Raw genomic sequence first — 23,746 nt, forward strand, 5'->3', positions numbered from 1 at the left:
GACGCAAATCCGAGAGCGCATGGGCGCAGGATGGTGAAGCCACGGCTACGGCAGTGGCCGCCGCCGCGCCGAAGGAGAAGCTCGGCTGGTTCGAGAAGCGCGCCCGCCGCCGCCGGCGCCGCATCGTCTTCGAGGAAGTGCTGGGCTGGATCCTGGTCCCGGCATTCTTCTATCTGGGTTGGCTTGCCTATCAGGCCGTTGGCGGCGTGCCGAAGGAGATCGTCGACTTCGGGAACGAACTGCTCGGGCTGGCGCTGAAGAGCTTCTGACCGCGCCGTCGCTTGCGCCCGGCGCAGGTCCGAAGCGCGGCAAGGCCTCTGCCCCGCCGTGGCGGGAATGCGCATTAAGCATTCCTCGCTGGCCGGCCCGGCCTGCGCATGTCCGGTTCTTCGAGCGTCCATGAGTCAGCCTCCTCCCGAGCCGCCGCTCTCGATGCGCGCGCGAGCGCCGATCCGGCCGCGCTTCGGCGTGGTGTCCGCATGAGCTCGGCCGGCCGCTGGCAGCGGTTTCGCCCGGCGCTGATCGGCTTCCGCGATGCGCTGATGCTGCCGGCCTGGGTCGTCGGCCTCGGCCTGGTCGGCGTCGGCTCGCTGGCGCGCGATGTCGGATACCCCGTCGAGGTGGCGGTGCTGTCGACCCTGCTGGTCTGGGCCGGGCCGTCGCAGGTGCTGTTCTTCGCTTCGATCGCCGCCGGTGCCGCCTGGAGCGCGATCGCGCTGGCGATCGGTTTTGCCTCGCTGCGCTTCCTGCCTATGACGATCGCGCTCCTGCCGCTGCTGCGCCGGCCGGGGCAGGGCGTCGGCATGCAGATCCTGCTCTCGCACTATGTCGCCGTCACCGCCTGGACCGAGGCGCTGCGCCGCCTGCCGGCACTGCCGCCGGAGCAGCGGCCGAGCTATTTCCTCGGCTTCGCCAATGCGCTGATCCTTGTCTCGGCGCTCTGCACCTATGCCGGCTACTATCTCGCCGGCGCGGTGCCGGTTCCCATCGCGGCCGGACTTCTCGCCCTGTCGCCGATCTTCTTCATGACATCGCTGACGGTCGGGGTGCGTGGCTTCAGCGACGGGCTCGCCATCTTTCTCGGCCTCGCGCTGTCGCCGGTCGCGAGCTGGGCGATCGGCGGCGGCTTCGATCTGCTCGCCGCCGGCCTCGTCGGCGGGACGATCGCCTTCGCGGTGCAGCGCTGGCGCCGTCGTGCGATGGCAGGCGCAAAGGCCGGGACATGACGGCGCCGATCGCTTTTCTCGACGGTCCCTGGTGGCCTTATCTGGCGCTGCTGCTCTTCGCGGTGATCCCGACCGAGATGTGGCGCTGGCTCGCGGTCGCCTTTGCCCGCCGCCTCGACGACGGCTCTCCCTGGCTGGAATGGGTGCGGCTGGTCGCGACGGCGTTGCTCGCGGGCGTCGTCGCCAAGCTGATGCTGACACCGCCCGGCGTGCTGGCCGATGTGCCGCTGCTCGTTCGCCTTGCCGCAATCGCTGTCCCGGTCGCGATCGTGCGCCTGACCAATCGCAGGGTGATGCTGGCGGTGGTCGCGGCCGAGGCGGTGCTGATCGGCGGGGCCTGGTGGCTGATATAGTGCGGCATCGCCACTTGTCTCGGCGAGCGCGGATCGAAGATCCGCCGCCCTGCAACACAACCGGTTTCAGCCATGAAGCCGCACCGCCCTCCGAAAACGGGACGCGTTCTCCATGTCAGCCAGCAATCGCATCGTGCTTTCCAGCGATCATGCCGCGATCCAGTTCCGGCAGGCCATCGCGGCTCATCTCGCGGCACTGGGCTGGGTGGTGGTCGACATCGGACCGTCGAGCCCGGAAAGCACGCCCTATCCCAGGCATGGCGAGGCGGCGGCGCGGCTCGTCGCCTCCGGCGAGTGCCGGTTCGGCATCATTCTGTGCGGCACCGGCCAGGGCATCATGATGGCGGCGAACAAGGTGAAGGGCATTCGTTGCGGCGTCTGCGCCGACACGTTTTCGGCCCGGATGATCCGCCAGCACAACGACGCCAACATGCTCTCGCTCGGTGCGCGCGTGGTCGGCGAGGGGCTCGCGCTCGATATCGTCGACGCTTTCCTCTCCGCCGAATTCGAGGGTGGCCGGCATGCGACGCGGGTCGCGATGATCGAGGCGCTTGAGGGCTAGCGCTCTCCTCGTTCCGGAGACACTGGCTCGGCTCGGGTCGTGAGCGAGGCTGGAGCACCGGAGCCCCAGGATGGTTTCCGGCGTTTCGCTTCGCGCCAGCCGGAATGACGGTGAAAGTTGATCGACACTTGTCCTATGCGTCCGAGAGGTCGAGATGCCTGAGCTTGTCGGGATTGCGCACGATGTAGATCCCCTGTACGCGCCCGTCGCGGATATCGAGCGCGGTCGCCTGCAGGGTCTCGCCGCGTTCGAGGCTGAGATAGCCGGGCAGGCCGTTGATCAGCACCGGCTTGAACAGGGTGGTCGGCTTGTCGCGGTGGGCGAGCTTGGCGTTGATGCCGGCGAAGAAGCGCGAGACCCGGTCGATGCCGTAGAGCGGGTTGATCACCGCCAGAACCTTGCCGCCGCCATCGCTGTGGAAGGCGACATCCTGCGCCAGCAGGGCCTGGAGATCGCTCGGATCGGCCTTGTGGGCCGCCTTGAAGAAGGCGTCGACGAAGCGCTTCGCCTCAGCCGGGTCGACCTTGTTGCGCGGCGGCATGTCGATGCGGACATGCTCGCGCGCCCGCTTGGCGAGCTGGCGACAGGCGCTCTCGCTGCGGTCGATGGTGCGGGCGATCTCGGCGAAATCCATCTCGAAGATGTCGTGCAGCAGGAAAGCGGCCCGCTCGAGCGGGGAGAGCCGCTCCAGCGCCAGCATCAGCGCTATCGGCGCATCGAGCCCGGCATCGGCCGGCGTCTCGCCGCCGAGCGCCTCGACCAGCGGCTCCGGCAGCCAGGAGCCGACATAGAACTCGCGGCGGCTGCGGGCCGATTTCATCTGGTCGAGGCAGAGCCGCGTCACGATGCGCGCCAGGAAGGCGCGTGGTTGCGCGATCTCTGCCCGCTCGCTCTCGCGCCAGCGAAGCCAGGCCTCCTGCACGATATCCTCGGCATCGCTGACCGAGCCGAGCATGCGATAGGCGAGGCGGGTCAGGAAGCGGCGATGGCTGTCGAACGGGTCGGCCGCAGGCGCTGAGGTCATCGCGGGTTCCGTCCTCAGGCCACGACCGCCCGGTCGTTCGGATGGGCCGAGCGGAAGCCGATGGCGATGCGGTTCCAGCTGTTGATCGTGGCGATCAGCATGGTGAGCTTCACCGTTTCCTCCGGGCTGAAATGGCGCTGCACCTCTTCATAGACCTCGTCCGGCGCGTGGGTCTGCGAGACCAGCGTCAGCGCGTCGGTCCAGGCGAGGGCGGCGCGCTCGCGCGGGCTATAGAGCGCCGACTCGTGCCAGGCGTCGAGCAGGAAGAGTCGCGCCGGGCTCTCGCCCTCCTTCATCGCGTCGGCGGAGTGCATGTGCAGGCAATAGGCGCAGCCATTGATCTGCGAGGCCCGCATCTTCACCAGATGGATCAGGCTGTGTTCGAGCCCGCTCTCCTTGAGCGTCGCTTCGAGCGCGATCAGCGGCTTCATGGTGTCGGGTGCGGCGACATAGGGGTTCAGGCGCTTGGTCATGGCGGGGTCTCCGCAGGAGGGAAAAGCCCGGCCGGTGCGAAGCCGCGCCCGGCCGGCTGTACGAGTGCCGCTCAAGCCCCGGCTGTCTCGCGGCGACGATCCTGCGGATGGCGGGTGCGGAAGCCGGCATTGATCCGGTTCCAGACATTGATCATGCCGATGGCGACGGAGAGATCGACGATCTCCTTCTCGCTGAAATGCTCGCGTAGTTCGGCGAAGGCCTCGTCGCTCGGGCTGCGCTCGGTGAGCCTTGTCAGCTCCTCGGTCCAGCGCAGGGCGGCGCGCTCACGCAGGGTGTAGAGCTCGGATTCTTCCCAGGCGCTGAGCAGGGTGATGCGGGCCTCGCTCTCGCCGGCCTTGCGAGCATCGGCCATGTGCATGTGCAGGCAATAGGCGCAGCGGTTGAGCTGCGAGGCGCGGATCTTCACCAGCTCTTGGAGGCTATGTTCCAGCGGCGACTGGTTCACATAGTCCTGCAGGCCGCGCATGGCCGCGTAGGCGTCGGGGGCGATCTGGAAGGCGTTGAGGCGTTGGGTCATCCCGGTCTCCATCATTGGCTGATGCAGACCAGGACGAGGCAGCGTGCGGGCGCGTGACATGCGCCGCGAAATTTTTTCGGGTCAGGCGTCCTTGAGCGCGGCGCGGAGCTTCTCGGCGGCCTCGGTCAGCTCCTCGGGCTTGGCCATCACGCTCGCCGGCGGCTTCATCGCGATACCGTCATGGCGCGGGATGACGTGGACGTGGAGATGGAAGACGACCTGGCCGCCGGCGCTCTCGTTGAACTGCTGCACCGTGATCCCGTCCGCCGCGAAAGCCTTCATCCCGGCCCGGGCGATGCGCTGCGAAACCTGGGCGACATGGGCGAGATCGGCCGGCGCGACATCGAGCAGGTTGCGGGCCGGGTTCTTCGGGATGATCAGGGTGTGGCCGGGCGCGCGCGGCATGATGTCGAGGAAGGCCAGCGCCTTGTCGTCCTCATAGACGCGGTGCGCCGGCAGTTCGCCGCGCAGGATCCTGGCGAAGATGTTGTTCTGGTCGTAGGCGGTCATGGCGGTGTTCCTGTCTTGGGCTGGCGGAAGCTGGAGGCCGCTGCGGGAGAAAGGTCAAGCCGGGGATGCGCCGCCGAGCGGCAGCGTCTCGGTGATCCGGCTGTCGAGCACGAGATCGTCGCTGGCGCCCATCAGCCAGAGCGCATCGACTCGCAGGCGCAGCAGGGGCTTCTCCCACCAGCGCGCCAGCAGCGCGGCGAGGGCTTGCGTCTCCTGCGGGTCGAGATCGTCGATCAGGTTGTAGTAGCCAAGGAGATAGAGGTCGCCGGCCGGGCGACCGAAGACCTGCTGGATCTGCTGGAACGGGTTGAGGCCCGGCGCCTGCTGCGGATAGGTGCGCAGATAGAGCCGCCCACGATTGACGTTGCCGGAGAACAGGCCGCGCAATTCGACCTCGAAGGGCGCGATGGCGGCAAGCCGGGCGCGGATCTCCGGAGCGATCACGGGACACTCGCCGCGGCCGAGCGAACCGACGATGGTGGCGTGCAGGCGTGCGGCGCGCTTCGGCAGCAGATCCCAGGCGATCTTGCCGGCGAAGGAGGCGGCGCGCAGCTCGGCCTCGAGCGCGCGCCAGGCCGGCGAAGCGGCCGGCGCGTCCTCCGGAACCGGCATCACCAGCGAGAAGATCTCGGCATGGCGGCCCATTTCGTAGCCGCGACCGTCGAGCCGCGGGATCACCCGTGGATGCTCGGGCGCCAGCAAAGGCAGATGGGCGAGGCGGTAGCTCTCGTCGAGCGAGAGCGGTGTCGAGAAATCGGTCAGGCTGCGGCGATAGCCGAGCGTGTCGTCTGCACAGAACTCAGTCGGCAAGGTCGGCTCCGGATCTGAAGGGCAGTTCGGCTTCGAGCGCCAGCTTCGCGGCGGCGATCTCACGGCGCTCGCCGGGCAGATAGGCGGCGACGGCACGCGCCAGACCGGGATCGGCGAGGAAATGGGCGGAGCGGGTGATCACCGGCCGGTAGCCGCGCGCCAGCTTGTGCTCGCCCTGGGCGCCGGCCTCGACACGCACGAGCTTGTGCGCGATCGCATAGTCGATGGCCTGGTGGTAGCAGAGCTCGAAATGCAGGAAGGGGTGATCCTCGATGCAACCCCAGTTGCGGCCATAGAGCGTGTTGCCGCCGCGGAAATTGATGGCGCCGGCGATGTTGCGCCCGGCCCGGCGCGCCAGCACCAGCACGACGCGCTCGCCCATGCTCTTGCCGATCTCCGAGAAGAAGCGGCGGTTGAGATAGGGCCGGCCCCATTTGCGCGAGCCGGTGTCCTCGTAGAAGGCGTGGAAATCGTCCCAGACGCTTTCGGTCAGGTCGGAGCCCGAAAGTACCGAAACCTCGATGCCGGCGGAGAGCGCCTCGCGCCGCTCGCGCTTCAGCGCCTTGCGCTTGCGCGAGGCGAGGAGGGCGAGGAAGTCGTCATAGCTGGCAAAGCCCTCGTTCCGCCAATGGAACTGGATGTCGTGACGTTCGAGATAGCCGGCCTCCAGCAGCGCCGCCATGTCCTTTTCCTGCGCGAAGGTGACGTGCACGGAGGAGCCGCGGACCTGTTCCCGCAGGGCCTCCAGGCCGGCGATCAGCGCCTCGCGCGCCGCGTTCGCCTGCGCGCCGGGAGCGACGAGCAGGCGCGGCCCGGTCGCTGGGGTGAAGGGCGCGGCGACCTGGACCTTCGGATAGTAGCGGCCGCCGGCGCGCATATAGGCCTCGGCCCAGCTATGGTCGAAGACGTATTCGCCCTGGCTGTGGCCCTTCACGAAGGAGGGCGCGGCGGCGATCAGTCGGCCGGCCCCGTCCTCGACCAGCAGATAGGCCGGCGACCAGCCGCTGTGCCCGCCGACGCAGCCGCTCTCTTCGAGCGCGCGCAGAAAAGCGTGGGAAATGAAGGGGTTGTGAGGGTCTTCCTGAGAAAACGAATCCGCCGCCTGAGAGGTTGATTCAAGCGTCGCGGCGGCGTCGGGATTGGCACAGGCATCCCAGGCCGCGGCCGGGACGCCTTTCAGCGAGGTCGTGACGCGGACCGTGAGGCCCCCGTGCAGACCGGTTTCGCTCAAGGGCGGAAGCCTTCGAAGACCATCTGGTCGGCATGCTCGGCGGCGCGGAGCCGATCTTCCGGCGTGCGCACGGTCCAGCTCATCAGCGGCAGGCCGAGCGCCTTGCGGCAGAGGAAGGGTGCGGCGGTCGGCAGGTCGGCAACTTTCCAGGAGACGAAGTCCGGCTGGCTCTCCCCGAAATGCAGGAGGTTGGCGAGAGCGTGCTTCTGGGCGGGCGTGAGATGGACATAGTCGCCATATTCATAGGCATTCATCGCGACGATGCCGCGGGCGAAGTCCGGTGCCAGCTCGCGCAACGCCGCGACGATCACCGGATCGAAGGATTTCAGCACGATCGGCCGGTCCTTGTGCCCGGCGACGATCTCGGCAGTGCGCTTCGCCAGGCGCAGATCGCCGTCGAAGCGGCTCTTGATCTCGATCACCAGCGGCGTCCTGCCGCTGATCGCATCGAGGAAGCCGGTGAGTGTCGGGATCCTGTCGTCCGAGCCCTTCAGTCTAATGCCGGAAAGCTCGGCCGCCTTGCGGGCATCGACACGCCCGGTCTCGCCGGTCAGCCGGTCCAGGGTGAAGTCGTGGAAGACCAGCGCTTCCTCGTCGGCGCTGAGCTGGACATCGCATTCAATGGCGAAGCCGCCCGCGATGGCGGCCTGCGCCGCCGACAGGGAGTTCTCGATCACGCCGCTCGCGAGATCGTGCAGTCCGCGATGGGCGATCGGACGGGCGGTCAGCCAGGGCTCTGCGCGCATCAGGCGATCTCGAACATCGCTTCGACCTCGACGGCGGCATCGGCCGGCAGGTTGGCGACGCCGACGGTCGAGCGGGCATGGCGACCGGCATCGCCGAGCACTTCGACCATCAGGTCGGAGGCGCCGTTCATGATCGCGGGCAGGGCGGAGAAATGCGGGGTGGCGTTGATGAAACCGCCGAGGCGGACGCAGCGCCTGATCTTTCCGAGATCGCCGCCGAGCGCGGCCTTGGCCTGGGCCAGGACGTTGATGGCGCAGAGCCTGGCCGCCTCGAGTCCGGCCTCGTTGAAGATCTCGGCGCCGAGCTTGCCCTTGTGCGCGTCGGAGAGCTTGCCGTCGAGCCCGAAGCAGAGCTGGCCGGAGATCACCAGCAGATTGCCGGTGATGACATAGGGCACATAGTTGGCGACCGGCGCGGCCGGCGCCGGCAGGGTGATGCCGAGGGCGGCGAGCTTGGTGTCGATGGCGTTCATCGCGGTTCTCTCGGGTTGGCCGGCAAAGGCAGGCTCTCCTTCATGGCCGATGGTCGCAAGCCGGGCAAGCGTGCCCGTCGCGTGCCGGGCCGAGCCTCGCGCCATGTTTGCGCCATCGCCGCAGTGCACCTAATTTGTAGTGATGGCGGCTCTGGCCGCTGCGGCGAGAATCGGGATCGAGGTTCGGCATGGAACGTTGCGGCTATGGGATCGCGGGCGCGGCGCTGGCCGTCATGCTGGCGCCTGCGGTGCAGGCGCAGGCTCCGGCCGAGCGTGTCGTGCTGGTGCCGCATCGCGCGATCTACGATCTTACCCTAGACAGCACCAAGCCCTCCCGCGACATCACCACGGCGCGTGGCCGCATCGCCTTCGACTTCTCCGGAGATGCCTGCGACGGTTATGCGCTTTCCTTCCGCCAGGTTACCGAGCTGACCAGCGAGATCGGTCCGCGCATCATCGATGCCCGCACCACGAGCTTCGAGGAGGGCGACGCCAAGAGCTACCGCTTCAAGACCGAGAGCTCGACAGCCGGCGCGCCGCCCGACGTGGTCGACGGCACCGCGAAGAAGGGCGATGCCGGCTATGAGGTGAGCCTGCGCGCGCCCAAGGCCGAGACGCACCGCGAAGCCGCGATGGCGATGTTCCCGAACGAGCAGATGAAGGCGGTGATCAAGGCGGCGCGGGCGGGCCAGACCACCTTCAATGTCCGCCTCTATGACGGTGCCAACAGCGGCAAGGACGTCTACGACACGCTGTCGGTGATCGGCCGCAAGATCGAGACGAAGCCCGGCGAGGCGCCGCTGCAGCGCCCGGAGTTCGAGAAGCTGGCACGCTGGCCGGTGACGATCTCCTATTTCAAGGTCGGCTCTGGCGAGACCACGCCGGCCTATACCGTCGCCTTCGAGCTCTACGAGAACGGCGTCACCGGCGCGATCCGGCTGGATTATGGGTCCTTCGCGCTGCGCGGCACGCTCACGCGTCTGGATCTTCTGCCGGGGAGCGACTGCTCGAAATAGTCTGGCCGGAAGCAGGCCTGCGCCGGTCGCGCAGCGACAGGCCCTTGCCGATCGCGGTATCGCCGAAGCGGGCGCGGACCGCATCGAGCGCGCTCTCGACGGCTTTCAGGCGCGGCGTCTGCGTGTCGGCGAGGTCGCCGCGGTCGGCATCGGCCGGATCGGAGAAGTCGCTCGCACCGATGCCGATCAGCCGGTAGTGCGGGCCGGTGCATTCACGCCTCAGGAGGTCGCGGCCGGCCGCGAACAGGCGGGCGGCGAGCTGCGTCGGCTCGGGCAGCCGCGAGGCGCGGGTGACGATGTGGAAATCCTGGGTCTTCAGCTTGAGCGTGATCGTGCGCCCGGCGAGACCCTGCGCCTTCAACCGCTTCGAGGTCTTCTCGCAGAGCCGCCAGAGGATCGGCTCCAGCTCCTCGAAGCTGGCGAGGTCGACATCGAGCGTCGTCTCGGTCGAGACCGTCTTGGCCTCGTGCTCGACCGTGACCTGGCGCGGATCGATGCCACGGGCGAGATTGCGCAGGCGCGGCCCGTCCTTGCCGATGGTGCGGTAGAGGGTTTCGACCTCGGCGGCGGCGAGGTCGCCGATACGACGGAAGCCGGCCTGCGCCAGCCGCGCCACGCCGGCCTGGCCGATGCCGGGAATCATCCCGACCGGTTTCGGAGCCAGGAAAGCCACAGCTTCCGCCCGGCCGATGATCGAGAAGCCGCGCGGCTTGTCGAGGTCGGAGGCGACCTTGGCGAGGAATTTGGCGTAGGACAGGCCGACCGAGACGGTGATGCCGATCTCGCCCTCGACACGGCGCTGGAAGCGGGCGAGCACCAGTGCCGGGCTGGCGTGGTGCAGGCGCTCGGTGCCGCCGAGATCGAGAAAGGCCTCGTCGATCGAGAGCGGTTCGACCAGCGGGGTCAGCTCCTGCATCAGCCGGCGTACCTGCCGGCCGACGCCGACATATTTCGCCATGTCCGGCTTGATGACCACGGCTTCCGGGCAGGCCTGCAGGGCCTTGAACATCGGCATGGCCGAGCGCACGCCGGACATGCGGGCGATGTAGCAGCAGGTCGAGACGACGCCGCGCTTGCCGCCGCCGACGATCACCGGCTTGTCGAGCAGGGACGGATCGTCGCGCTTTTCGATCGCAGCGTAGAAGGCGTCGCAATCGATATGGGCGAGATGGAGCTCGTCCCGCTCGGGATGCCGCAGCAGCCGGGGCGAGCCGCAGGCCGCGCAACGCCGCAGCGGTGCGGCGGGCGCCGCCTCGCCATGGTCGCGCAGGCAATCGCGGCAGAGTACGCGCGCCGCGCCGGTCGCGGCGGGCGCGCTGCTCACGGCTCGAAGACTTCGGGCGGGCCGGCGAGAATCTCGCGAGCCTGGCCGACAATGTCCGGATTCAGGCCTAAATTGGCGGCAAACTCGAGCAGCAGCGATTCGCTGGCACAGAGATGGTCGATGACGCCGAGGAGGAATCCAGGTTCTTGCGCTGCAGAGCGCAGGGTCGCCGGGCCGAGGCCGGTGGCTGCGAGAAATGGCTCCAGGCGCTCCGGTTCGCCGGCCAGGAAGGTGAGGGCGCGCAATGCGAGCGTCTCGGCTTCCGGCAATGTGATGGGGCGGGGCATGATGTTTTGCTCGGTGTGTCTGCTAATGGGTTTGCGTTTCGTCAACGGCTCGCGTGCTAGCTTCATCATCGAACGGGGCTGCCGACTTGGGAAGTCCGGAACATCGGATACCCGTGCTGCGGCGGACTGGGGGCGGAATGACAAAGACGGTACTGATCGTCGAGGACAATGAGCTCAACATGAAGCTCTTCAACGACCTGTTGGAGGCGCATGGCTATGCGACGCTCAAGACGGCCGACGGCATCGAGGCGATCGAACTCGCCCGGGCGCATCATCCCGACCTGATCCTGATGGACATCCAGCTGCCGGAGGTTTCGGGGCTGGAGGTGACGAAATGGATCAAGGAGGATGATACCCTGAAGAGCATCCCGGTTATCGCCGTCACGGCCTTCGCGATGAAGGGCGACGAGGAGCGGATTCGCGACGGCGGCTGCGAGGCCTACATCTCCAAGCCGATCTCGGTGGGCAAGTTCCTGGAGACCGTTCGCGCCTATCTCGGCGCGGCCTGAGCGGGAAGGCACTGCCGATGTCCGCCCGGGTCCTGGTCGTCGACGACGTCGCAGCCAATGTGAAGCTGCTCGACGCCAAGCTGTCGGCCGAGTATTTCGACGTGGTGACCGCGACGAACGGCATCGACGCTCTGGCGATCTGCGAGCGCGGCGAAGCCGACATCGTGCTGCTCGACGTGATGATGCCGGGCATGAACGGATTCGAGGTCTGCCGGCGCCTGAAGACCGGGCCGACCACCGCCCATATCCCGGTGGTGATGGTGACCGCGCTCGACCAGCCCAGCGATCGGCTCAAGGGGCTCGATGCCGGCGCCGACGACTTCCTGACCAAGCCGATCGACGACACCGCCCTGTTCGCGCGCGTGCGCAGCCTGGTCCGGCTGAAGTCGGTGACCGACGAGTTGCGGCAGCGCGCGCTGGCCTCGCGCCGGCTCGGCATCGCCGACCCGCTGGCCGCTGCGGCGGCGGAAACCGGGCTCAACGGCCGCATCCTCCTGATCGAGGATCGGCCGCTGATCGCCGAGCGGCTGACGCAGGCGCTTTCGACCTTTCATTCGATCGAGACCGAACCCGATGCGCACGCCGCCCTGGCGCGCGCGGCCGAAGGTGATTTCGAGATCGTTCTCGTCAGTCTCGACCTGCAATCCTATGACGGGCTGCGCCTGTGCAGCCAGTTGCGCTCGCTCGAGAGCACCCGCAATCTCTCGGTTCTGGTGCTCGGCGAGGCGGATGATCGGCGCCGCGTCCTGCGCGGCCTCGAGATCGGCGCCCATGATTTCCTGGTCAGGCCGATCGACCGGAACGAGTTGCTGGCCCGCGCGCGCACGCTGGTCCGCCGCAAGCGCTTCGCCGAGCGTTTGCGCGACAGCGTCCAGTCCTCGATGGAAATGGCGGTGATGGATCAGCTCACCGGCCTCTACAACCGGCGCTATCTCGACGGCCGGATCGCGGTTCTGTTCGACGAGTCCCTGCTGCGGGCGCGGTCGCTCTCGGTCCTCATGCTCGATGTCGACCGCTTCAAATCGATCAATGACAGCTGGGGGCACGACGCCGGCGACGAGGTTCTGCGCGAGTTCGCCGACCGGGTGCGCGCCTGCACGCGCGGTATCGATCTGGTGGCGCGGATGGGCGGAGAGGAGATCGTGGTCGTCCTGCCCGACACGACGCTCGAGGCGGCACGTGCCGTCGCCGAGCGTATCCGCGAGCGGGTCGAGGGCGAAGCCTTCGAAATCCAGGGCGGTGCGCGGAAAATCCCGGTCACCGTGTCGATCGGCGTCGCCTGCCGGCGCGCCGGAGACCCATCCGCCAATGAAATGGTGAAGCGAGCCGACGAGGCGGTCTATCTCGCCAAGGCCGCCGGCCGCAATCGCGTGATCGTCGCCGCGGCTGCCTGAAGCCGAGAGGCATGGGAAGCTCGGGGCCGGCATGAACCGCCGCTGCCCGGCGATGGTGATCATCGGTTCGACCGAAGTCGGCTTCATTGCGCCGCAGCCGTGCTGATCGGGCGGGCGCCTCATTGCCGGATGGATGGTCGACGACGAACCGATTGCGGACATCGCCAGTGCGACGGCTCCCAGCCTTCGGCAAGATTTCTTGCGGTTAAATCAGGTAAATCCATGAATGTATTGAGTATTTTGTATTTACTATAGTTTTTACAGTAAATATCGAGGGTTATCCGGTAAGGTTAAAAAACACTGAAGAATGGTGAATCAACCCTAAACGATTGATCCGCGGTCGCTTCGGCGTAGGGTCGTTTCCAGACAGGCGCCAGCCACAGGCTGTCGCCGCGAAATGCCCCCGGGACCTCGGGTTCCGCCGCATCTCCTGAGGAACCGGTGGGCTCGGCCGGTCGGTAGCGGGATATCTGGCCTCATCAGATCCGCCGCCGGCCGGCCACTATCGGCACCGCCATAGCATCGGACCGAAAAGTGGACTCCGTTCTTCGGAAAACTCCGATGCGATAACAATGAGATAGATCATCGGGATCGCGTCTGAACGGAGGCGCGGCGATCCAGCCAGCAGTCAGCGCAAGGCGCGCTCGAGCAGAGTCGGCAGCCAGTACCCGAGCAGGCCGAAGGCGGTCAGCAGTCCGATCAGCAGTAGCGCCGCCCGGATGCGGTGCAGCCGGGTGGGCGATTCATCGACCTCGACGATCAGGCGTAGGACGCGGCGCAGCGGCCCGATGGCCGGCTGGCGTGTCTTGGCGGGCGGGCCGTGCAAGGCTGGGCTCCAGGCGAGAGAGCAGGGCGATGGACGCTCCGCGACATTAGGAAAGATGCCGCGGATGCGCCAGAGGACATGTCACGCTTGCGAATAGCTGAGTTCTTTTCGCAGATGCGCCTGCCGTAAAAGCAAAAAGCCGCCTGGTTCGAGAGGGCTTGCAGGAGCAGGCAAGTCTAGTGTCTACCGCAGGGAATTGGAATCCAAGGATTCCTTTAGGGCATAGTCTGTGGTCAGCCGCTTTGGCGATGGATCACGGGGCGCAGCCATTCGGATGATGCGGACCTGCCGAGTTGCGTTCCAGCGTATCGTTTATGCATCGGATTCGTCCGGAAAAGTGGATTCCACCTTTTGGTCCGAGACGCCGCGGCTAGAGGCGCCGCGGCTAGAGACGCGGCGGATGGTTACGGGCGATGGCAGGGATCGTCACCATGCGCCCGGAACTTGCAGATTGCTCCGATGGTGAAGCCAATGCCGCCCTTGATGCCGGCGCCCATGACGTTGCCGATGGTCGGATCGTCTTCCCGATGGCGGCGGATCAATGGCTTCGGCTGTCCTCCGAAATAGATGCTGAGGCCTGCCAGAGCGGTCACGTCACCGCCCTGATGCAGAGCGGCCCGTGCAAAAAGGCTGGGCTGGGCCGAACTGGTGCTCGTGAGCGCCCATTCGACGCCAATACCTGCCACCACATGCCCACCCGAGACTGCTCCTGACGCCGTCAGCGCCAAGTTGTCGTCGGGATACCAGGTAAGGCTGGCGCCTGCCACGAAATGCGTGCTGAGATCATGGCGCAGCGCTGTGGCATAGGTCGCGCCACTGGCATCGGTGAGGCCGACCAGGCCTGCCAGCGTGATCGCGTTCCAGTAGCGCTCAGCCTCGATGCCGAGGGAATAAGTGTTGATCCCACCGCCCGCATCGAGGCGCGCATAGCCGGCTTCGACGCCAACCATTCCCGTCGACGGATCGCGCCAGAACAGATGCGCCCCCGTACCATAGAACGCCGATTTCCCCAGAGAGCCGTCCAGGCCGCCGGCCGCACCATCCAGCTGCAGGCCGAAACGCTGTCCGAGCGGCAGGGTTACAGCGCCTTCCAGGCCGGTCCAGTTGTCGCCGCCTGTGCCGCCATGGATGAACATCATCTTGCCGCTGGGCCCGTCCACCGCCGGCAGCGTCTGTTGAGCAGCGGCAGGCGAAGCGACCAGCAAGGCCATGGTCAGGAGGGCATGGAACGGCCGGGGACGAATGGTAACCTCCATCGCTAAGCGACGGAACATTGCCCGTCGGGATCCCGATCGTCTACAGGCGCGCGCCTGTCGCGGGCTCGTCCTGACGATGAAGCCGTCTCGTTCGCAGTGGTGAAAGACGCCACAAGCGCTTCCAGCGGTTTGACCTCGTTCGTAGGGGGCTTTGCGCGCTCCGAGGGGCCGCATGGCCGTGCGGAAGCACAGGTGAAAAATCCTTGCAGCCGTGGAGCTTGGAAATGAAGCGGCCTGAAAAAAGGAAGTCATAGCGCGGGGCGGGGAGCATTCCGGCGCGAGCCCTGACGATGCCCCCAAACGAAAAAACCGCCCCAAATCAGGGCGGTTTTTATCGCTAAGATCGATATGTCATGCCTAATGGCATCACTTGATCTTGGTTTCCTTGAACTCGACGTGCTTGCGCGCGACGGGGTCGTACTTCTTCTTCGACATCTTTTCGGTCATCGTGCGCGAGTTCTTCTTGGTCACATAGAAGAACCCGGTGTCGGCCGTCGAGACGAGCTTGATCTTGATGGTCACGGCCTTGGCCATGGCGAAGCCCTCGAACTGATGGGGCCGTCCTCGACCCGCGCATGAAAAAGAAAAGGGCCGGGCGAGCCCGGCAATCCGATGGCGCCGGAATGCCGTATCGGCGCCTGCAAGTCAAGGAATATCGGGCGTGTATCTGCTCGCCCGCGAAATGGCCGGCGTTTTCCGCTCCTGCGGCTCAGATTTGCTCGCGCACGAAGCTGCCGCGCTTCTCCCAATAGAACGGTACCGGCAGATGCGCGCCGAATCCCGCCTTCAGCCGCTCCTCGACCTCGGCGATGATCACCTTGGTGATGGTCGGCAGGTCGAGCTCGCGGGCCTCGTCGAAGGTCACAGAGACGAGGTCGACCAGCTCGGAATCGGGGCCGATGATGCCTTCGACCTTGCCGGCGACGGCGCTGGCGTCGACGGTGAAGAAGCGGGTGTCGAAACGCTTCGGCCGGCGCGGCGGCGTGATCGCCCGGGCGACGAATGTCACGGCGCCGAGATCGGGGAAGATGCCCTTCGCCGCGAATTCCGACCAGACGCCGGGCGGCGGGTTCTCGGGCGCGCCGTATTCGGCGCTGCCGAAGAGCAGCCCGGTCTCCTCGAAGGTCTCGCGGATCGCCGCCAGCGCCAGCGCCCGCCCGCGCTGGGCGCTCGGGCGCACGCAGCGCGCCGCGAGGCGCTGCTCGCAGGGGCCGGGAAGGGCGCCGGCCGCGATCATGCGGCGATCCTCGGGATCGATCCGCCCGCCGGGGAAGACATATTTCCCGGGCATGAACTTGTGGCTCGGATGGCGCTTGCCCATCAGCACGCGCGGCTTGCGCCCGGAATGATCGAGAATCAGCATGGTCGCGGCGTCGACCGGGCGCAGATTGGTTGCGGTGCGGGCGCGCTCGGCCTGGGTCAGGGTGACGGTGTGATCGCTCATCGGCGGCTCATCTCGTTCGATGCCGGTTGACGTTCGGGCTCCGGCGCGGCGCCGCCGAAGCCATGCATGCGTAGCGCCCATTGCAGGCCGACCACTGCGCCCTTCGTCGGCTGCATCAGACCGAGGCACAGCACCACCGTCAGCAGCGGCCAGACCCACATATGCATCTGCATCGACCAGTCGCCGAATTTCTCGACCAGAACGAGACCGCCGACGACGATATGGCCGACGATCGTGATCACGATATAGGGCGGCAGATCGTCGGCACGCTGGTGATGCAGTTCCTCGCCGCAGATTTCGCAGCTGGCGACCGGCTTCAGGAAGGCGCGGAACAGCCGGCCCTCGCCGCAACTCGGGCAGCGCCCCCTCAAGCCGCGTCCGATCGCCTGGCGCCAATTGCGCTCCGCGGGCGGGGCCGCCAGCTCGTGATAGTGGACGGACATGGCTCTCATCACCCCCGAGGCGCTGGCCTCAGCGCTTCCGGCCGGGCTTGGCTCGGCCGGGCCGGGCCATACTGCGCCTTGCAGCTAGGGGACGCGCGGCTTTTTTGAAAGAGCGGTTCGATGTCACAGTCCGCCCCTCGCTCAGCAATTCGAAGCGCAGGGCGCCGGCGACGGGGGCGGCCTCGACAAGGCGGACATGGACGCGGTCACCGAGGCGCCAGCTCTCGCCGCTGCGTTCGCCGATCAGCGCATGGGCCGCCTCGTCATAGCGGTAATAGTCGGCGCCCAGCGTCGAGGCGGGAACGAAGCCGTCCGCGCCGGTGCCGTCGAGCTTGACGAAGAGCCCGGCACGGTTGAGCCCGGCGATGCGGCCATCGAAGCTCGCGCCGATCTGGTCGGCGAGGAAATGCGCGATCAGCCGGTCGGTGGTCTCGCGTTCGGCCGCCATGGCGCGGCGTTCGGCCGCCGAGATCCGGGTCGCGACCTCGCGCAGTTCGGCCAGCGTCGTCGATTTAGGCAGTCCGTCGTCGCCACGCTTCATCGTCGCGATCAGGGCGCGATGGACGACGAGGTCGGCATAGCGCCGGATCGGCGAGGTGAAATGGGCGTAACGGCGCAGGTTGAGGCCGAAATGCCCGTAGTTCTCGGCGACATATTCGGCCTGGGCCTGGGTGCGCAGCACGACCTCGTTGATGAAGAGCTCGTTCTCCGAGCCTTTGATCATCTTGAGGATGCGGTTGAACAGCACCGGCCGCAGCGCGGCGTCCTTGGGCAGCTTGATGCCGATCGAGGCCAGGACCTCGCCGAGCGCGCGCATCTTCTCGAGCGAGGGCTCGTCATGGCAGCGATAGATCAGCAGGCTACCGGCCTTCTCCAGCGTCTCCGCCGCGGCGACGTTGGCGAGGATCATGAACTCCTCGATCAGCTTGTGGGTCGCCAGCCGGTCGGGGACGATGACGCGGTCGACCGAGCCGTCCGCCTTCAGGATCAGCTTGCGCTCGGGCAGATCGAGATCGAGCGGCTGGCGCGCGTCGCGCGCCCGTGCCGCGACGCCATAGGCGGCCCAGAGCGGCATCAGGATGCTCTCGCGGATCGCGGCGGTCGCCTCGTCCGGCTGGCCGTCGATCGCGGCTTGCGCCTGCTGGTAGGAGAGTTTTGCGGCCGAGCGCATCAGGATGCGGTGGAAGGAATGGCCCTTCTTCGAGCCGTCGGCCTTGAGCACGAGGCGGACGGCGAGCGCCGGCCGGTCCTCGCCGCCGCGCAGCGAGCAGAGGTCGTTCGAGATCCGCTCCGGCAGCATCGGCACGACGCGGTCGGGGAAATAGACCGAATTTCCGCGCTCCAGCGCCTCGCGGTCGAGCGCCGAGCCCGGCCGGACATAGGAAGCGACATCGGCGATGGCGACGGTGACGACATAACCGCCGGGATTGTCGGAGTCCTCGTCCGGCGCGGCGTGGACCGCATCGTCATGGTCCTTGGCGTCGGCCGGGTCGATGGTGATCAGCGGCAGGTCGCGCCAGTCCTCGCGACCGGCCAGCGTCGCCTTCGGCGCAGCCTCGGCCTCGGCGAGCGCTGCCGGCGAGAATTCGTTGGGGATGCCATGGGCGTGGATCGCGATCAGCGACACGGCCCGTTCCGACTTCAGCGAGCCGAGCCGCTCGCGCACCCGCGCCTCCGGCGGGCCGAAGCGACCCTCGCGCCGGAGCGAGACCGAAACGAGGTCGCCGTCCTGGGCGTCGCCGGTCTGGCCCTTCGGGATCAGCGCCTCGCGGCCCTGCGCCTTCTTGTCGACAGGGATGAGCCGGCCGGAGCCGTCGGGCAGGGCGCGGAAGATGCCGAGCACCTGCGCCTTGCCTTTGCCCATGATCTTCAGGACGCGGCCGGACCAGGAAATGCCGGTCGTGCCACGCAGGCGCGAGAGCTTGAGCAGGACCTGGTCGCCGATGCCGGGCGCGGCGACCGCGGGGCCGGCTCGGCGCGAGCGCGACGGGCGGCCGGTCTCGATCAGGATCTTCGGCGCCTCGCCCTGGTCGGTCTCGTTCCATTCGAGCGGCACCGCGACGAGGTCGCCCTCGCGGTCGCGGCTCTTGATCTCGCAGAGCAGCACGGCGGGCAGCGCGCTGTGCTTGCGCACCGGCGAGCCATCCTCCGCCGCATCGACATGCGCTTCGTCCTCGAGCTCGCGCAGCAGCCGCTTCAGCCAGATCTTGCCGCCGGCATCGAGGCCGAAAGCCTTGGCGATGTCGCGCCGGCCGGGCTCACGGCCGGCGGCCCGCTCCTCCTCGATGAAGGCGAGGATGGCCTGGCGGGGAAGGTCAGGGGCTGGCGCTGGCAAGCGGCGGCCTCATCAGGATATGGCGCTGCAATAAATCACGCCTCTCTCTGGCATGTCCTGCCGCGGCGCGCCAGAAGCGGCTGCGCAGGGCCGATCGCGCAAAAGAGAAGGGCCGCCCTTGCGGGCAGCCCTTCCATTGCCGAACCGCAGCCCCGGTAACCGGGCCTGACGTCGCGAAAACTCAAACGGAACCGAACCCCTCATGGGACGAGTCCAGGCCATGCAGTCCCCGCGACAGCGGTTGATGACAATGAGACACTGGATCACCTCCTTTCAGTTGTTACCGACAAGGTGAGGCTAGGGTGATTCCAGCGCGCCCGTAAACGACAAAGATTCAGCGCCGATTTTGCTGTCCACTGCCGAATTCGACGGCGCTTTTGTTGCGCTGCACAGGCGCTGCCCAAATATTCACCGGCCGATCTGCCCGCGCCTTATGCAGATGCGCTCGCATTGTCGCGCCGGGTCCACTGTTTCGGAGAAATCTGCCCGGAATGTCACCGGAACCGCGCAGTTTCCCGCATTTGCCGCGCTTGCGAACGCGACCGGGGCGGTTGGCACGTCGCTTGCGATCCCCCTGTCGCCAGCCAGCAAGGCTGCGCCGTGCCCGGCAGGGGCGCGGTCAACAGAATATCGGGGGACATCTCGATGAAGCTCACACGTCGCGTTGTATTGGGTGCCGCCTTCCTCAGTGCCACGGCTCTCTCCACGGTGATGCCCGCAGCCGCGCAGCAGGAGACCATCAAGATCGGCATCCTGCACTCGCTCTCGGGCACGATGGCGATCTCGGAGACGACGCTGAAGGACGTCATGCTCATGCTCATCGAGGAGCAGAACAAGAAGGGCGGCGTGCTCGGCAAGAAGCTCGAGGCCGTCGTCGTCGATCCCGCCTCGAACTGGCCGCTCTTCGCCGAGAAGGCGCGCGAGCTGATCGTCAAGGACAAGGTCGCGGCCGTGTTCGGCTGCTGGACCTCGGTCTCGCGCAAATCGGTGCTGCCGGTGTTCAAGGAGCTGAACTCGATCCTGTTCTACCCCGTGCAGTACGAGGGCGAGGAGAGCGAACGCAACGTCTTCTATACCGGGGCCGCGCCGAACCAGCAGGCGATCCCGGCCGTCGACTATCTCGCCAAGGAGGAGAAGGTCGAGCGCTGGGTGCTCGCCGGCACCGACTATGTCTACCCGCGCACCACCAACAAGATCCTGGAGGCCTACCTTCTCGCCAAGGGCGTGAAGAAGGAGGACATCCTGATCAACTACACGCCCTTCGGTCATTCCGACTGGCAGACCATCGTCTCCGACATCAAGAAGTTCGGCTCGGCCGGCAAGAAGACCGCCGTGGTCTCGACCATCAACGGCGACGCCAACGTGCCGTTCTACAAGGAGCTCGGCAACCAGGGCATCAAGGCGACTGACATCCCGGTCGTGGCCTTCTCGGTCGGCGAGGAGGAGCTCGCCGGCATCGACACCAAGCCGCTGGTCGGCCATCTCGCCGCCTGGAACTACTTCCAGTCGGTCAAGACGCCGGAGAACGAGGCCTTCATCAAGCAGTGGAAGGCCTTCAAGAAGAACGACAAGGCCGTCACCAACGACCCGATGGAAGCCCATGTCATCGGCTTCGCCATGTGGGTGAAGGCGGTCGAGAAGGCCGGCTCTACCGATCCCGACAAGGTGATCGACGCGCTGCCCGGCATCGAGGCGCCGAACCTGACCGGCGGGATCTCGAAGATGCTGCCGAACCACCACATCACCAAGCCGGTGCTGATCGGCGAGATCAAGGCCGATGGCCAGTTCGACGTCGTGTCGAAGACCGGTCTCGTCGCCGGCGACGCCTGGTCGAAGGAGCTCGACGGCTCGAAGGATCTGGTCGGCGACTGGGTTGATAAGAAGTGCGGCAACTTCAACGTCAAGACCGGCAAATGCGGCGGCGGCGCCTGAGCTGAAGAGGGGGAGGGGCGGCACGGTCGGAAAGCCCGGCCGCCCCTCGCAAATTTCAGCCAGAGCTGGTCAACCAGACGGATAAGCGCGGGGAACCCCTCTCCCGGATGGGAGAGGGGCAGGGGTGAGGGACTGCCGTTGCCGCTGTGGGCGAGCGCTGGCCGATGTCTCCGTGGTGAGTGGGACTGAGCCCTTTCGTTTTCGGGCGGGCCCTCACCCCTACCCCTCTCCCACACGGGAGAGAGGATCCCGCGCCTCACCGTGCCTCCCGAGCAGCCACACAGAAACGAGCCGATGCGCCTCCTTTCACCCTTCCTGCGAGCCCTGACGTTAGCCCTGGCGCTTCTCGCCGCGCCGGCCGTCGCCTTCGCGCAGACTGCCGAAGAAGCCTTCGCGCGCTTCAACGCCGACAGCTTCTCGGACACGGCGCGCGCCATCGATATCCTCGTCCAGAGCGCGCATCCGAATGCGGGCGTCATCATCGAGGCGCTGGCCGATGGGCGCTTGTTCGCCGGGAGCGGTGCCGTCGCGGTGAAGACCAAGGATGGCGGCCTCCTCGACGCACGCACCGGGCAGGCGCTTTCCGCCGAGCCGGCCGGTGTCAGCGCCGTCAGGCTGAACAACAATGTCCGGCGGGCGATCCAGGGCGCGCTCGGCAGCCTCGGCCTGATCAATCCCGACCCTGCCAAGCGCGTCGCCGCCGCCGAGGCGGTCTTCCGGGCGCGCGACGTCTCGGCGCTGCCGGTGCTCGAAGCCGCCATCGCCAAGGAAAGCAACGACAGGGCCCGCCGTGCCTTGCGCGAGGCGCAGGCCGCGATCCTGATCGTCAAGACCGATGCGCCGCCCTTCGACCGGATCGCCGCCGTCGACGTGCTGCGCGAGCGCGGCGACCAGGATGCGCTGGCGACGCTGCGCGCCCTGCCGGGCGATGCCTCGCCGGCGCTGAAGGAGGTGCAGGCCCGGGCTATCTCCGAGATCGAGGGCAAGCTCGCTCTGTGGCAGGCCGGGCAGAACCTCTGGTACGGGCTCTCGCTCGGCTCGGTGCTGCTGCTCGCCGCGATCGGCCTCGCCATCACCTTCGGCGTGATGGGCGTGATCAACATGGCCCATGGCGAGATGGTGATGCTCGGCGCCTACACCACCTTCGTGGTGCAGGAGCTGATCCGCACCAACGCGCCCTACCTGTTCGACTGGTCGCTGGCCTTCGCGCTGCCGGCCGCCTTCATCGTCGCCGGCGCCGTCGGCATCGCGATCGAGCGCGGCGTGATCCGCTTCCTCTATGGAAGGCCGCTGGAGACGCTGCTGGCGACCTGGGGTATCAGCCTGATCCTGCAGCAGGCGGTGCGGACCGCCTTCGGGCCGACCAATCGCGAGGTCGGCGCGCCCAGCTTCATGTCGGGAGCCTTCGAACTCGGCGGCCTCGCCATCACCTGGAACCGGCTCTGGATCATCGTCTTCGCGGCGCTGGTCTTTCTCGCTTTGCTCGCCATCCTGAAACTGACGCCGATGGGCCTGCAGATGCGTGCCGTGACGCAGAACCGGCGGATGGCTGCGGCGATGGGCATCCGTACCGGCCGGATCGACGCGCTGACCTTCGGGCTCGGCTCGGGCGTCGCCGGGCTTGCCGGCGTCGCGCTCTCGCAGATCGACAATGTCAGCCCCAATCTCGGCCAGAGCTACATCATCGACAGTTTCATGGTCGTGGTCTTCGGCGGGGTTGGCAATCTCTGGGGCACGCTGATCAGCGCCATGACGCTCGGCGTCGCCAACAAGCTGCTCGAGCCCTATGCCGGCGCCGTGCTCGGCAAGATCGCGCTGCTCGTCTTCATCATCCTGTTCATCCAGAAGCGCCCGCGCGGCCTGTTCGCGCTGAAGGGCAGGGCGGTGGAAGCATGATCAGCCGCTTCCTGCTCTCGAACATGGATGCGCGGGGCTATGTCTTCCTCGCGCTCGTCGCCGCCATCGGCCTGCTGGTGCCGCTGGCGAACCTGCTGGTGCCGGCCGGCTCGCCCTTCCATGTCTCGACCGCGACAATGTCGCTCTGGGGCAAGTATCTCTGCTACGCGCTGCTCGCGCTCTCGCTCGACCTGGTCTGGGGCTATTGCGGCATCCTCTCGCTCGGCCACGGCGCCTTCTTCGCGCTCGGCGGCTATGCGATGGGCATGTACCTGATGCGCCAGATCGGCTCGCGCGGCGTCTACGGCAATCCGGTGCTGCCCGACTTCATGGTGTTCCTGAACTGGCAGGAGCTGCCCTGGTACTGGTGGGGCTTCTCCTCCTTTCCCTTCGCCATGCTGATGGTGCTGGCCGTTCCCGGCCTGCTCGCCTTCGTCTTCGGCTGGTTCGCCTTCCGCAGCCGCGTCACCGGCGTCTATCTCTCGATCATCACCCAGGCTCTGACCTACGCGCTACTGCTCGCCTTCTTTCGCAACGACATGGGTTTTGGCGGCAATAACGGGCTGACCGATTTCAAGGACATTCTCGGCTTCAGCGTCCAGGCACAGACGACGCGCGCCGCGCTCTTTGCGATGACCTGCACGATGCTCGCCGCCGGCTTCCTGATCGCCCGCGGCATCGTCTCGTCGAAGCTCGGCAAGGTGGTGATCGCGATCCGCGATGCTGAATCCCGCACGCGCTTCCTCGGCTACCGGGTCGACCGCTTCAAGCTCTTCGTCTTCACGGTCTCGGCCTGCATGGCCGGCGTCGCGGGCGCGCTCTACGTGCCGCAGGTCGGCATCATCAATCCCGGCGAGTTCGCCCCGGCGAATTCGATCGAGACGGTGATCTGGGTCGCGGTCGGCGGGCGCGGCACGCTGGTCGGCGCGGCGCTCGGCGCCGTCGTCGTCAACTGGGCGAAGACGATGTTCACCTCCGGCTTCATGGCGCCGTACTGGCTGTTCGCGCTCGGCGCGCTCTTCGTCTTCGTCACCCTGTTCATGCCGAAGGGCATTCTCGGCACCGCTCAGGGCTGGTGGGAGAAGCGGCGAAGGCCCGCGGCCCTGCCGGCGGCCGAGCCGGCTCCGGCGGAGTAGC

Annotated in this window: 26 protein-coding genes; 10 read left to right on the forward strand and 16 right to left on the reverse strand. The window is 67.1% G+C overall.

Going from position 1 to position 23,746, the window contains the following annotated elements:
- Nucleotides 1–53 precede the first annotated feature (53 nt).
- From ACWGRX_RS00250 to rpiB, 4 genes are all read left to right on the forward strand, one after another.
- On the forward strand, nucleotides 54–269 hold the full coding sequence (locus ACWGRX_RS00250; RefSeq protein ID WP_291639300.1) for a hypothetical protein: 216 nt from the start codon (nucleotides 54–56) through the stop codon (nucleotides 267–269).
- 210 nt (nucleotides 270–479) lie between these two features.
- Nucleotides 480–1,226, forward strand: coding sequence for an AzlC family ABC transporter permease (locus tag ACWGRX_RS00255; RefSeq protein WP_452115943.1), 747 nt, complete (start codon nucleotides 480–482; stop codon nucleotides 1,224–1,226).
- A complete protein-coding gene (locus ACWGRX_RS00260; RefSeq protein ID WP_291639305.1) occupies nucleotides 1,223–1,579 on the forward strand; it encodes an AzlD domain-containing protein in 357 nt (118 codons plus the stop codon). The genes ACWGRX_RS00255 and ACWGRX_RS00260 overlap by 4 nt, the downstream gene beginning before the upstream one ends.
- Before the next feature lie 112 nt (nucleotides 1,580–1,691).
- Nucleotides 1,692–2,141, forward strand: coding sequence for a ribose 5-phosphate isomerase B (gene rpiB / locus ACWGRX_RS00265; RefSeq protein ID WP_452115944.1), 450 nt, complete (start codon nucleotides 1,692–1,694; stop codon nucleotides 2,139–2,141).
- A gap of 133 nt (nucleotides 2,142–2,274) precedes the next feature.
- Here the strand turns inward: rpiB and ACWGRX_RS00270 are convergent, their stop codons facing one another.
- The 8 genes from ACWGRX_RS00270 to ACWGRX_RS00305 form a co-directional block, all read right to left on the reverse strand.
- Entirely contained in the window at nucleotides 2,275–3,165 is an 891-nt protein-coding gene (locus ACWGRX_RS00270; RefSeq protein WP_452115945.1) for a sigma-70 family RNA polymerase sigma factor, read from the reverse strand.
- 14 nt (nucleotides 3,166–3,179) lie between these two features.
- On the reverse strand, nucleotides 3,180–3,638 hold the full coding sequence (locus ACWGRX_RS00275) for a carboxymuconolactone decarboxylase family protein (RefSeq protein ID WP_452115946.1): 459 nt from the start codon (nucleotides 3,636–3,638) through the stop codon (nucleotides 3,180–3,182).
- Between the two features lie 71 nt (nucleotides 3,639–3,709).
- On the reverse strand, nucleotides 3,710–4,177 hold the full coding sequence (locus ACWGRX_RS00280) for a carboxymuconolactone decarboxylase family protein (RefSeq protein ID WP_452115947.1): 468 nt from the start codon (nucleotides 4,175–4,177) through the stop codon (nucleotides 3,710–3,712).
- Between the two features lie 81 nt (nucleotides 4,178–4,258).
- On the reverse strand, nucleotides 4,259–4,687 hold the full coding sequence (locus tag ACWGRX_RS00285) for an HIT family protein (protein WP_291639315.1): 429 nt from the start codon (nucleotides 4,685–4,687) through the stop codon (nucleotides 4,259–4,261).
- Between the two features lie 54 nt (nucleotides 4,688–4,741).
- Nucleotides 4,742–5,497: a 2'-5' RNA ligase family protein gene (locus ACWGRX_RS00290; protein WP_452115948.1), complete on the reverse strand. Its 756-nt coding sequence runs from the start codon at nucleotides 5,495–5,497 to the stop codon at nucleotides 4,742–4,744.
- Complete coding sequence (locus ACWGRX_RS00295; RefSeq protein ID WP_452115949.1) at nucleotides 5,487–6,728, reverse strand: GNAT family N-acetyltransferase; 1,242 nt, start codon at nucleotides 6,726–6,728, stop codon at nucleotides 5,487–5,489. Before ACWGRX_RS00295 ends, ACWGRX_RS00290 begins: the two co-directional genes overlap by 11 nt.
- Entirely contained in the window at nucleotides 6,725–7,474 is a 750-nt protein-coding gene (locus tag ACWGRX_RS00300; RefSeq protein ID WP_452115950.1) for a glycerophosphodiester phosphodiesterase family protein, read from the reverse strand. The genes ACWGRX_RS00295 and ACWGRX_RS00300 overlap by 4 nt, the downstream gene beginning before the upstream one ends.
- A complete protein-coding gene (locus ACWGRX_RS00305; RefSeq protein ID WP_291639322.1) occupies nucleotides 7,474–7,947 on the reverse strand; it encodes a RidA family protein in 474 nt (157 codons plus the stop codon). Before ACWGRX_RS00305 ends, ACWGRX_RS00300 begins: the two co-directional genes overlap by 1 nt.
- 188 nt (nucleotides 7,948–8,135) lie before the next feature.
- On the opposite strand from ACWGRX_RS00305, the gene ACWGRX_RS00310 reads away from it, so the two are divergent.
- The gene (locus ACWGRX_RS00310; RefSeq protein WP_452115951.1) at nucleotides 8,136–8,963 is read left to right on the forward strand and encodes a cell envelope integrity EipB family protein; all 828 of its coding nucleotides are present in this window, start codon (nucleotides 8,136–8,138) and stop codon (nucleotides 8,961–8,963) included.
- On the opposite strand, the gene ACWGRX_RS00315 is transcribed toward ACWGRX_RS00310, so the two are convergent.
- Nucleotides 8,920–10,287, reverse strand: coding sequence for a DNA polymerase IV (locus ACWGRX_RS00315; RefSeq protein WP_452115952.1), 1,368 nt, complete (start codon nucleotides 10,285–10,287; stop codon nucleotides 8,920–8,922). The genes ACWGRX_RS00310 and ACWGRX_RS00315 overlap by 44 nt on opposite strands.
- The gene (locus tag ACWGRX_RS00320; protein WP_291648880.1) at nucleotides 10,284–10,643 is read right to left on the reverse strand and encodes a DUF3572 domain-containing protein; all 360 of its coding nucleotides are present in this window, start codon (nucleotides 10,641–10,643) and stop codon (nucleotides 10,284–10,286) included. The genes ACWGRX_RS00315 and ACWGRX_RS00320 overlap by 4 nt, the downstream gene beginning before the upstream one ends.
- Nucleotides 10,644–10,711: 68 nt before the next feature.
- Here ACWGRX_RS00320 and ACWGRX_RS00325 point away from each other — a divergent pair, with 68 nt between their 5' ends.
- Both ACWGRX_RS00325 and ACWGRX_RS00330 read left to right on the forward strand, forming a co-directional pair.
- Nucleotides 10,712–11,083, forward strand: coding sequence for a response regulator (locus ACWGRX_RS00325; RefSeq protein WP_291648881.1), 372 nt, complete (start codon nucleotides 10,712–10,714; stop codon nucleotides 11,081–11,083).
- A gap of 17 nt (nucleotides 11,084–11,100) precedes the next feature.
- Nucleotides 11,101–12,477 carry a PleD family two-component system response regulator gene (locus ACWGRX_RS00330; RefSeq protein ID WP_291639335.1) on the forward strand — a complete coding sequence of 459 codons (1,377 nt, stop codon included), beginning with the start codon at nucleotides 11,101–11,103 and terminating at the stop codon, nucleotides 12,475–12,477.
- Nucleotides 12,478–13,105: 628 nt separating this feature from the next.
- On the opposite strand, the gene ACWGRX_RS00335 is transcribed toward ACWGRX_RS00330, so the two are convergent.
- The 6 genes from ACWGRX_RS00335 to rnr all read right to left on the reverse strand — a co-directional run bounded on the left by ACWGRX_RS00335 (nucleotide 13,106) and on the right by rnr (nucleotide 18,781).
- Nucleotides 13,106–13,303 (reverse strand): hypothetical protein, encoded by a 198-nt coding sequence (locus ACWGRX_RS00335; protein WP_452115953.1) that lies wholly within the window; start codon nucleotides 13,301–13,303, stop codon nucleotides 13,106–13,108.
- A gap of 404 nt (nucleotides 13,304–13,707) precedes the next feature.
- On the reverse strand, nucleotides 13,708–14,514 hold the full coding sequence (locus ACWGRX_RS00340) for a hypothetical protein (RefSeq protein ID WP_452115954.1): 807 nt from the start codon (nucleotides 14,512–14,514) through the stop codon (nucleotides 13,708–13,710).
- Nucleotides 14,515–14,925: 411 nt separating this feature from the next.
- Nucleotides 14,926–15,093, reverse strand: a complete 168-nt coding sequence (gene rpmG / locus ACWGRX_RS00345) for a 50S ribosomal protein L33 (RefSeq protein WP_291639343.1) — start codon at nucleotides 15,091–15,093, stop codon at nucleotides 14,926–14,928.
- Between the two features lie 175 nt (nucleotides 15,094–15,268).
- A complete protein-coding gene (locus ACWGRX_RS00350; protein WP_452115955.1) occupies nucleotides 15,269–16,003 on the reverse strand; it encodes an NUDIX hydrolase in 735 nt (244 codons plus the stop codon).
- Nucleotides 16,000–16,446: a DUF983 domain-containing protein gene (locus ACWGRX_RS00355; protein WP_452115956.1), complete on the reverse strand. Its 447-nt coding sequence runs from the start codon at nucleotides 16,444–16,446 to the stop codon at nucleotides 16,000–16,002. Before ACWGRX_RS00355 ends, ACWGRX_RS00350 begins: the two co-directional genes overlap by 4 nt.
- Nucleotides 16,447–16,474: 28 nt before the next feature.
- The gene (gene rnr, locus ACWGRX_RS00360) at nucleotides 16,475–18,781 is read right to left on the reverse strand and encodes a ribonuclease R (RefSeq protein WP_452115957.1); all 2,307 of its coding nucleotides are present in this window, start codon (nucleotides 18,779–18,781) and stop codon (nucleotides 16,475–16,477) included.
- Nucleotides 18,782–19,426: 645 nt separating this feature from the next.
- On the opposite strand from rnr, the gene urtA reads away from it, so the two are divergent.
- The 3 genes from urtA (at nucleotide 19,427) to urtC (ending at nucleotide 23,745) form a co-directional block, all read left to right on the forward strand.
- Nucleotides 19,427–20,713 (forward strand): urea ABC transporter substrate-binding protein, encoded by a 1,287-nt coding sequence (gene urtA / locus ACWGRX_RS00365; protein WP_452115958.1) that lies wholly within the window; start codon nucleotides 19,427–19,429, stop codon nucleotides 20,711–20,713.
- 294 nt (nucleotides 20,714–21,007) lie between these two features.
- Nucleotides 21,008–22,609: an urea ABC transporter permease subunit UrtB gene (gene urtB, locus ACWGRX_RS00370; RefSeq protein ID WP_452115959.1), complete on the forward strand. Its 1,602-nt coding sequence runs from the start codon at nucleotides 21,008–21,010 to the stop codon at nucleotides 22,607–22,609.
- Nucleotides 22,606–23,745, forward strand: a complete 1,140-nt coding sequence (gene urtC, locus ACWGRX_RS00375) for an urea ABC transporter permease subunit UrtC (RefSeq protein WP_452115960.1) — start codon at nucleotides 22,606–22,608, stop codon at nucleotides 23,743–23,745. Before urtB ends, urtC begins: the two co-directional genes overlap by 4 nt.
- Nucleotide 23,746: the final 1 nt, after the last annotated feature.

Source organism: Allobosea sp. NPDC055594 (genome assembly GCF_053618995.1).

Excerpts from the sequence above, each read along its gene's own strand:
- ACWGRX_RS00340 (WP_452115954.1), bottom strand. The coding sequence starts at position 14,514 with ATGGCCTTGCTGGTCGCTTCGCCTGCCGCTGCTCAACAGACGCTGCCG.
- ACWGRX_RS00325 (WP_291648881.1), top strand. The coding sequence starts at position 10,712 with ATGACAAAGACGGTACTGATCGTCGAGGACAATGAGCTCAACATGAAG.
- urtA (WP_452115958.1), top strand. The coding sequence starts at position 19,427 with ATGAAGCTCACACGTCGCGTTGTATTGGGTGCCGCCTTCCTCAGTGCC.
- ACWGRX_RS00280 (WP_452115947.1), bottom strand. The coding sequence starts at position 4,177 with ATGACCCAACGCCTCAACGCCTTCCAGATCGCCCCCGACGCCTACGCG.
- ACWGRX_RS00320 (WP_291648880.1), bottom strand. The coding sequence starts at position 10,643 with ATGATGAAGCTAGCACGCGAGCCGTTGACGAAACGCAAACCCATTAGC.
- rpmG (WP_291639343.1), bottom strand. The coding sequence starts at position 15,093 with ATGGCCAAGGCCGTGACCATCAAGATCAAGCTCGTCTCGACGGCCGAC.
- ACWGRX_RS00330 (WP_291639335.1), top strand. The coding sequence starts at position 11,101 with ATGTCCGCCCGGGTCCTGGTCGTCGACGACGTCGCAGCCAATGTGAAG.
- ACWGRX_RS00270 (WP_452115945.1), bottom strand. The coding sequence starts at position 3,165 with ATGACCTCAGCGCCTGCGGCCGACCCGTTCGACAGCCATCGCCGCTTC.
- ACWGRX_RS00260 (WP_291639305.1), top strand. The coding sequence starts at position 1,223 with ATGACGGCGCCGATCGCTTTTCTCGACGGTCCCTGGTGGCCTTATCTG.
- ACWGRX_RS00355 (WP_452115956.1), bottom strand. The coding sequence starts at position 16,446 with ATGTCCGTCCACTATCACGAGCTGGCGGCCCCGCCCGCGGAGCGCAAT.
- ACWGRX_RS00275 (WP_452115946.1), bottom strand. The coding sequence starts at position 3,638 with ATGACCAAGCGCCTGAACCCCTATGTCGCCGCACCCGACACCATGAAG.
- ACWGRX_RS00350 (WP_452115955.1), bottom strand. The coding sequence starts at position 16,003 with ATGAGCGATCACACCGTCACCCTGACCCAGGCCGAGCGCGCCCGCACC.
- rpiB (WP_452115944.1), top strand. The coding sequence starts at position 1,692 with ATGTCAGCCAGCAATCGCATCGTGCTTTCCAGCGATCATGCCGCGATC.
- urtC (WP_452115960.1), top strand. The coding sequence starts at position 22,606 with ATGATCAGCCGCTTCCTGCTCTCGAACATGGATGCGCGGGGCTATGTC.
- ACWGRX_RS00285 (WP_291639315.1), bottom strand. The coding sequence starts at position 4,687 with ATGACCGCCTACGACCAGAACAACATCTTCGCCAGGATCCTGCGCGGC.
- ACWGRX_RS00310 (WP_452115951.1), top strand. The coding sequence starts at position 8,136 with ATGGAACGTTGCGGCTATGGGATCGCGGGCGCGGCGCTGGCCGTCATG.
- ACWGRX_RS00255 (WP_452115943.1), top strand. The coding sequence starts at position 480 with ATGAGCTCGGCCGGCCGCTGGCAGCGGTTTCGCCCGGCGCTGATCGGC.
- urtB (WP_452115959.1), top strand. The coding sequence starts at position 21,008 with ATGCGCCTCCTTTCACCCTTCCTGCGAGCCCTGACGTTAGCCCTGGCG.
- ACWGRX_RS00305 (WP_291639322.1), bottom strand. The coding sequence starts at position 7,947 with ATGAACGCCATCGACACCAAGCTCGCCGCCCTCGGCATCACCCTGCCG.
- ACWGRX_RS00300 (WP_452115950.1), bottom strand. The coding sequence starts at position 7,474 with ATGCGCGCAGAGCCCTGGCTGACCGCCCGTCCGATCGCCCATCGCGGA.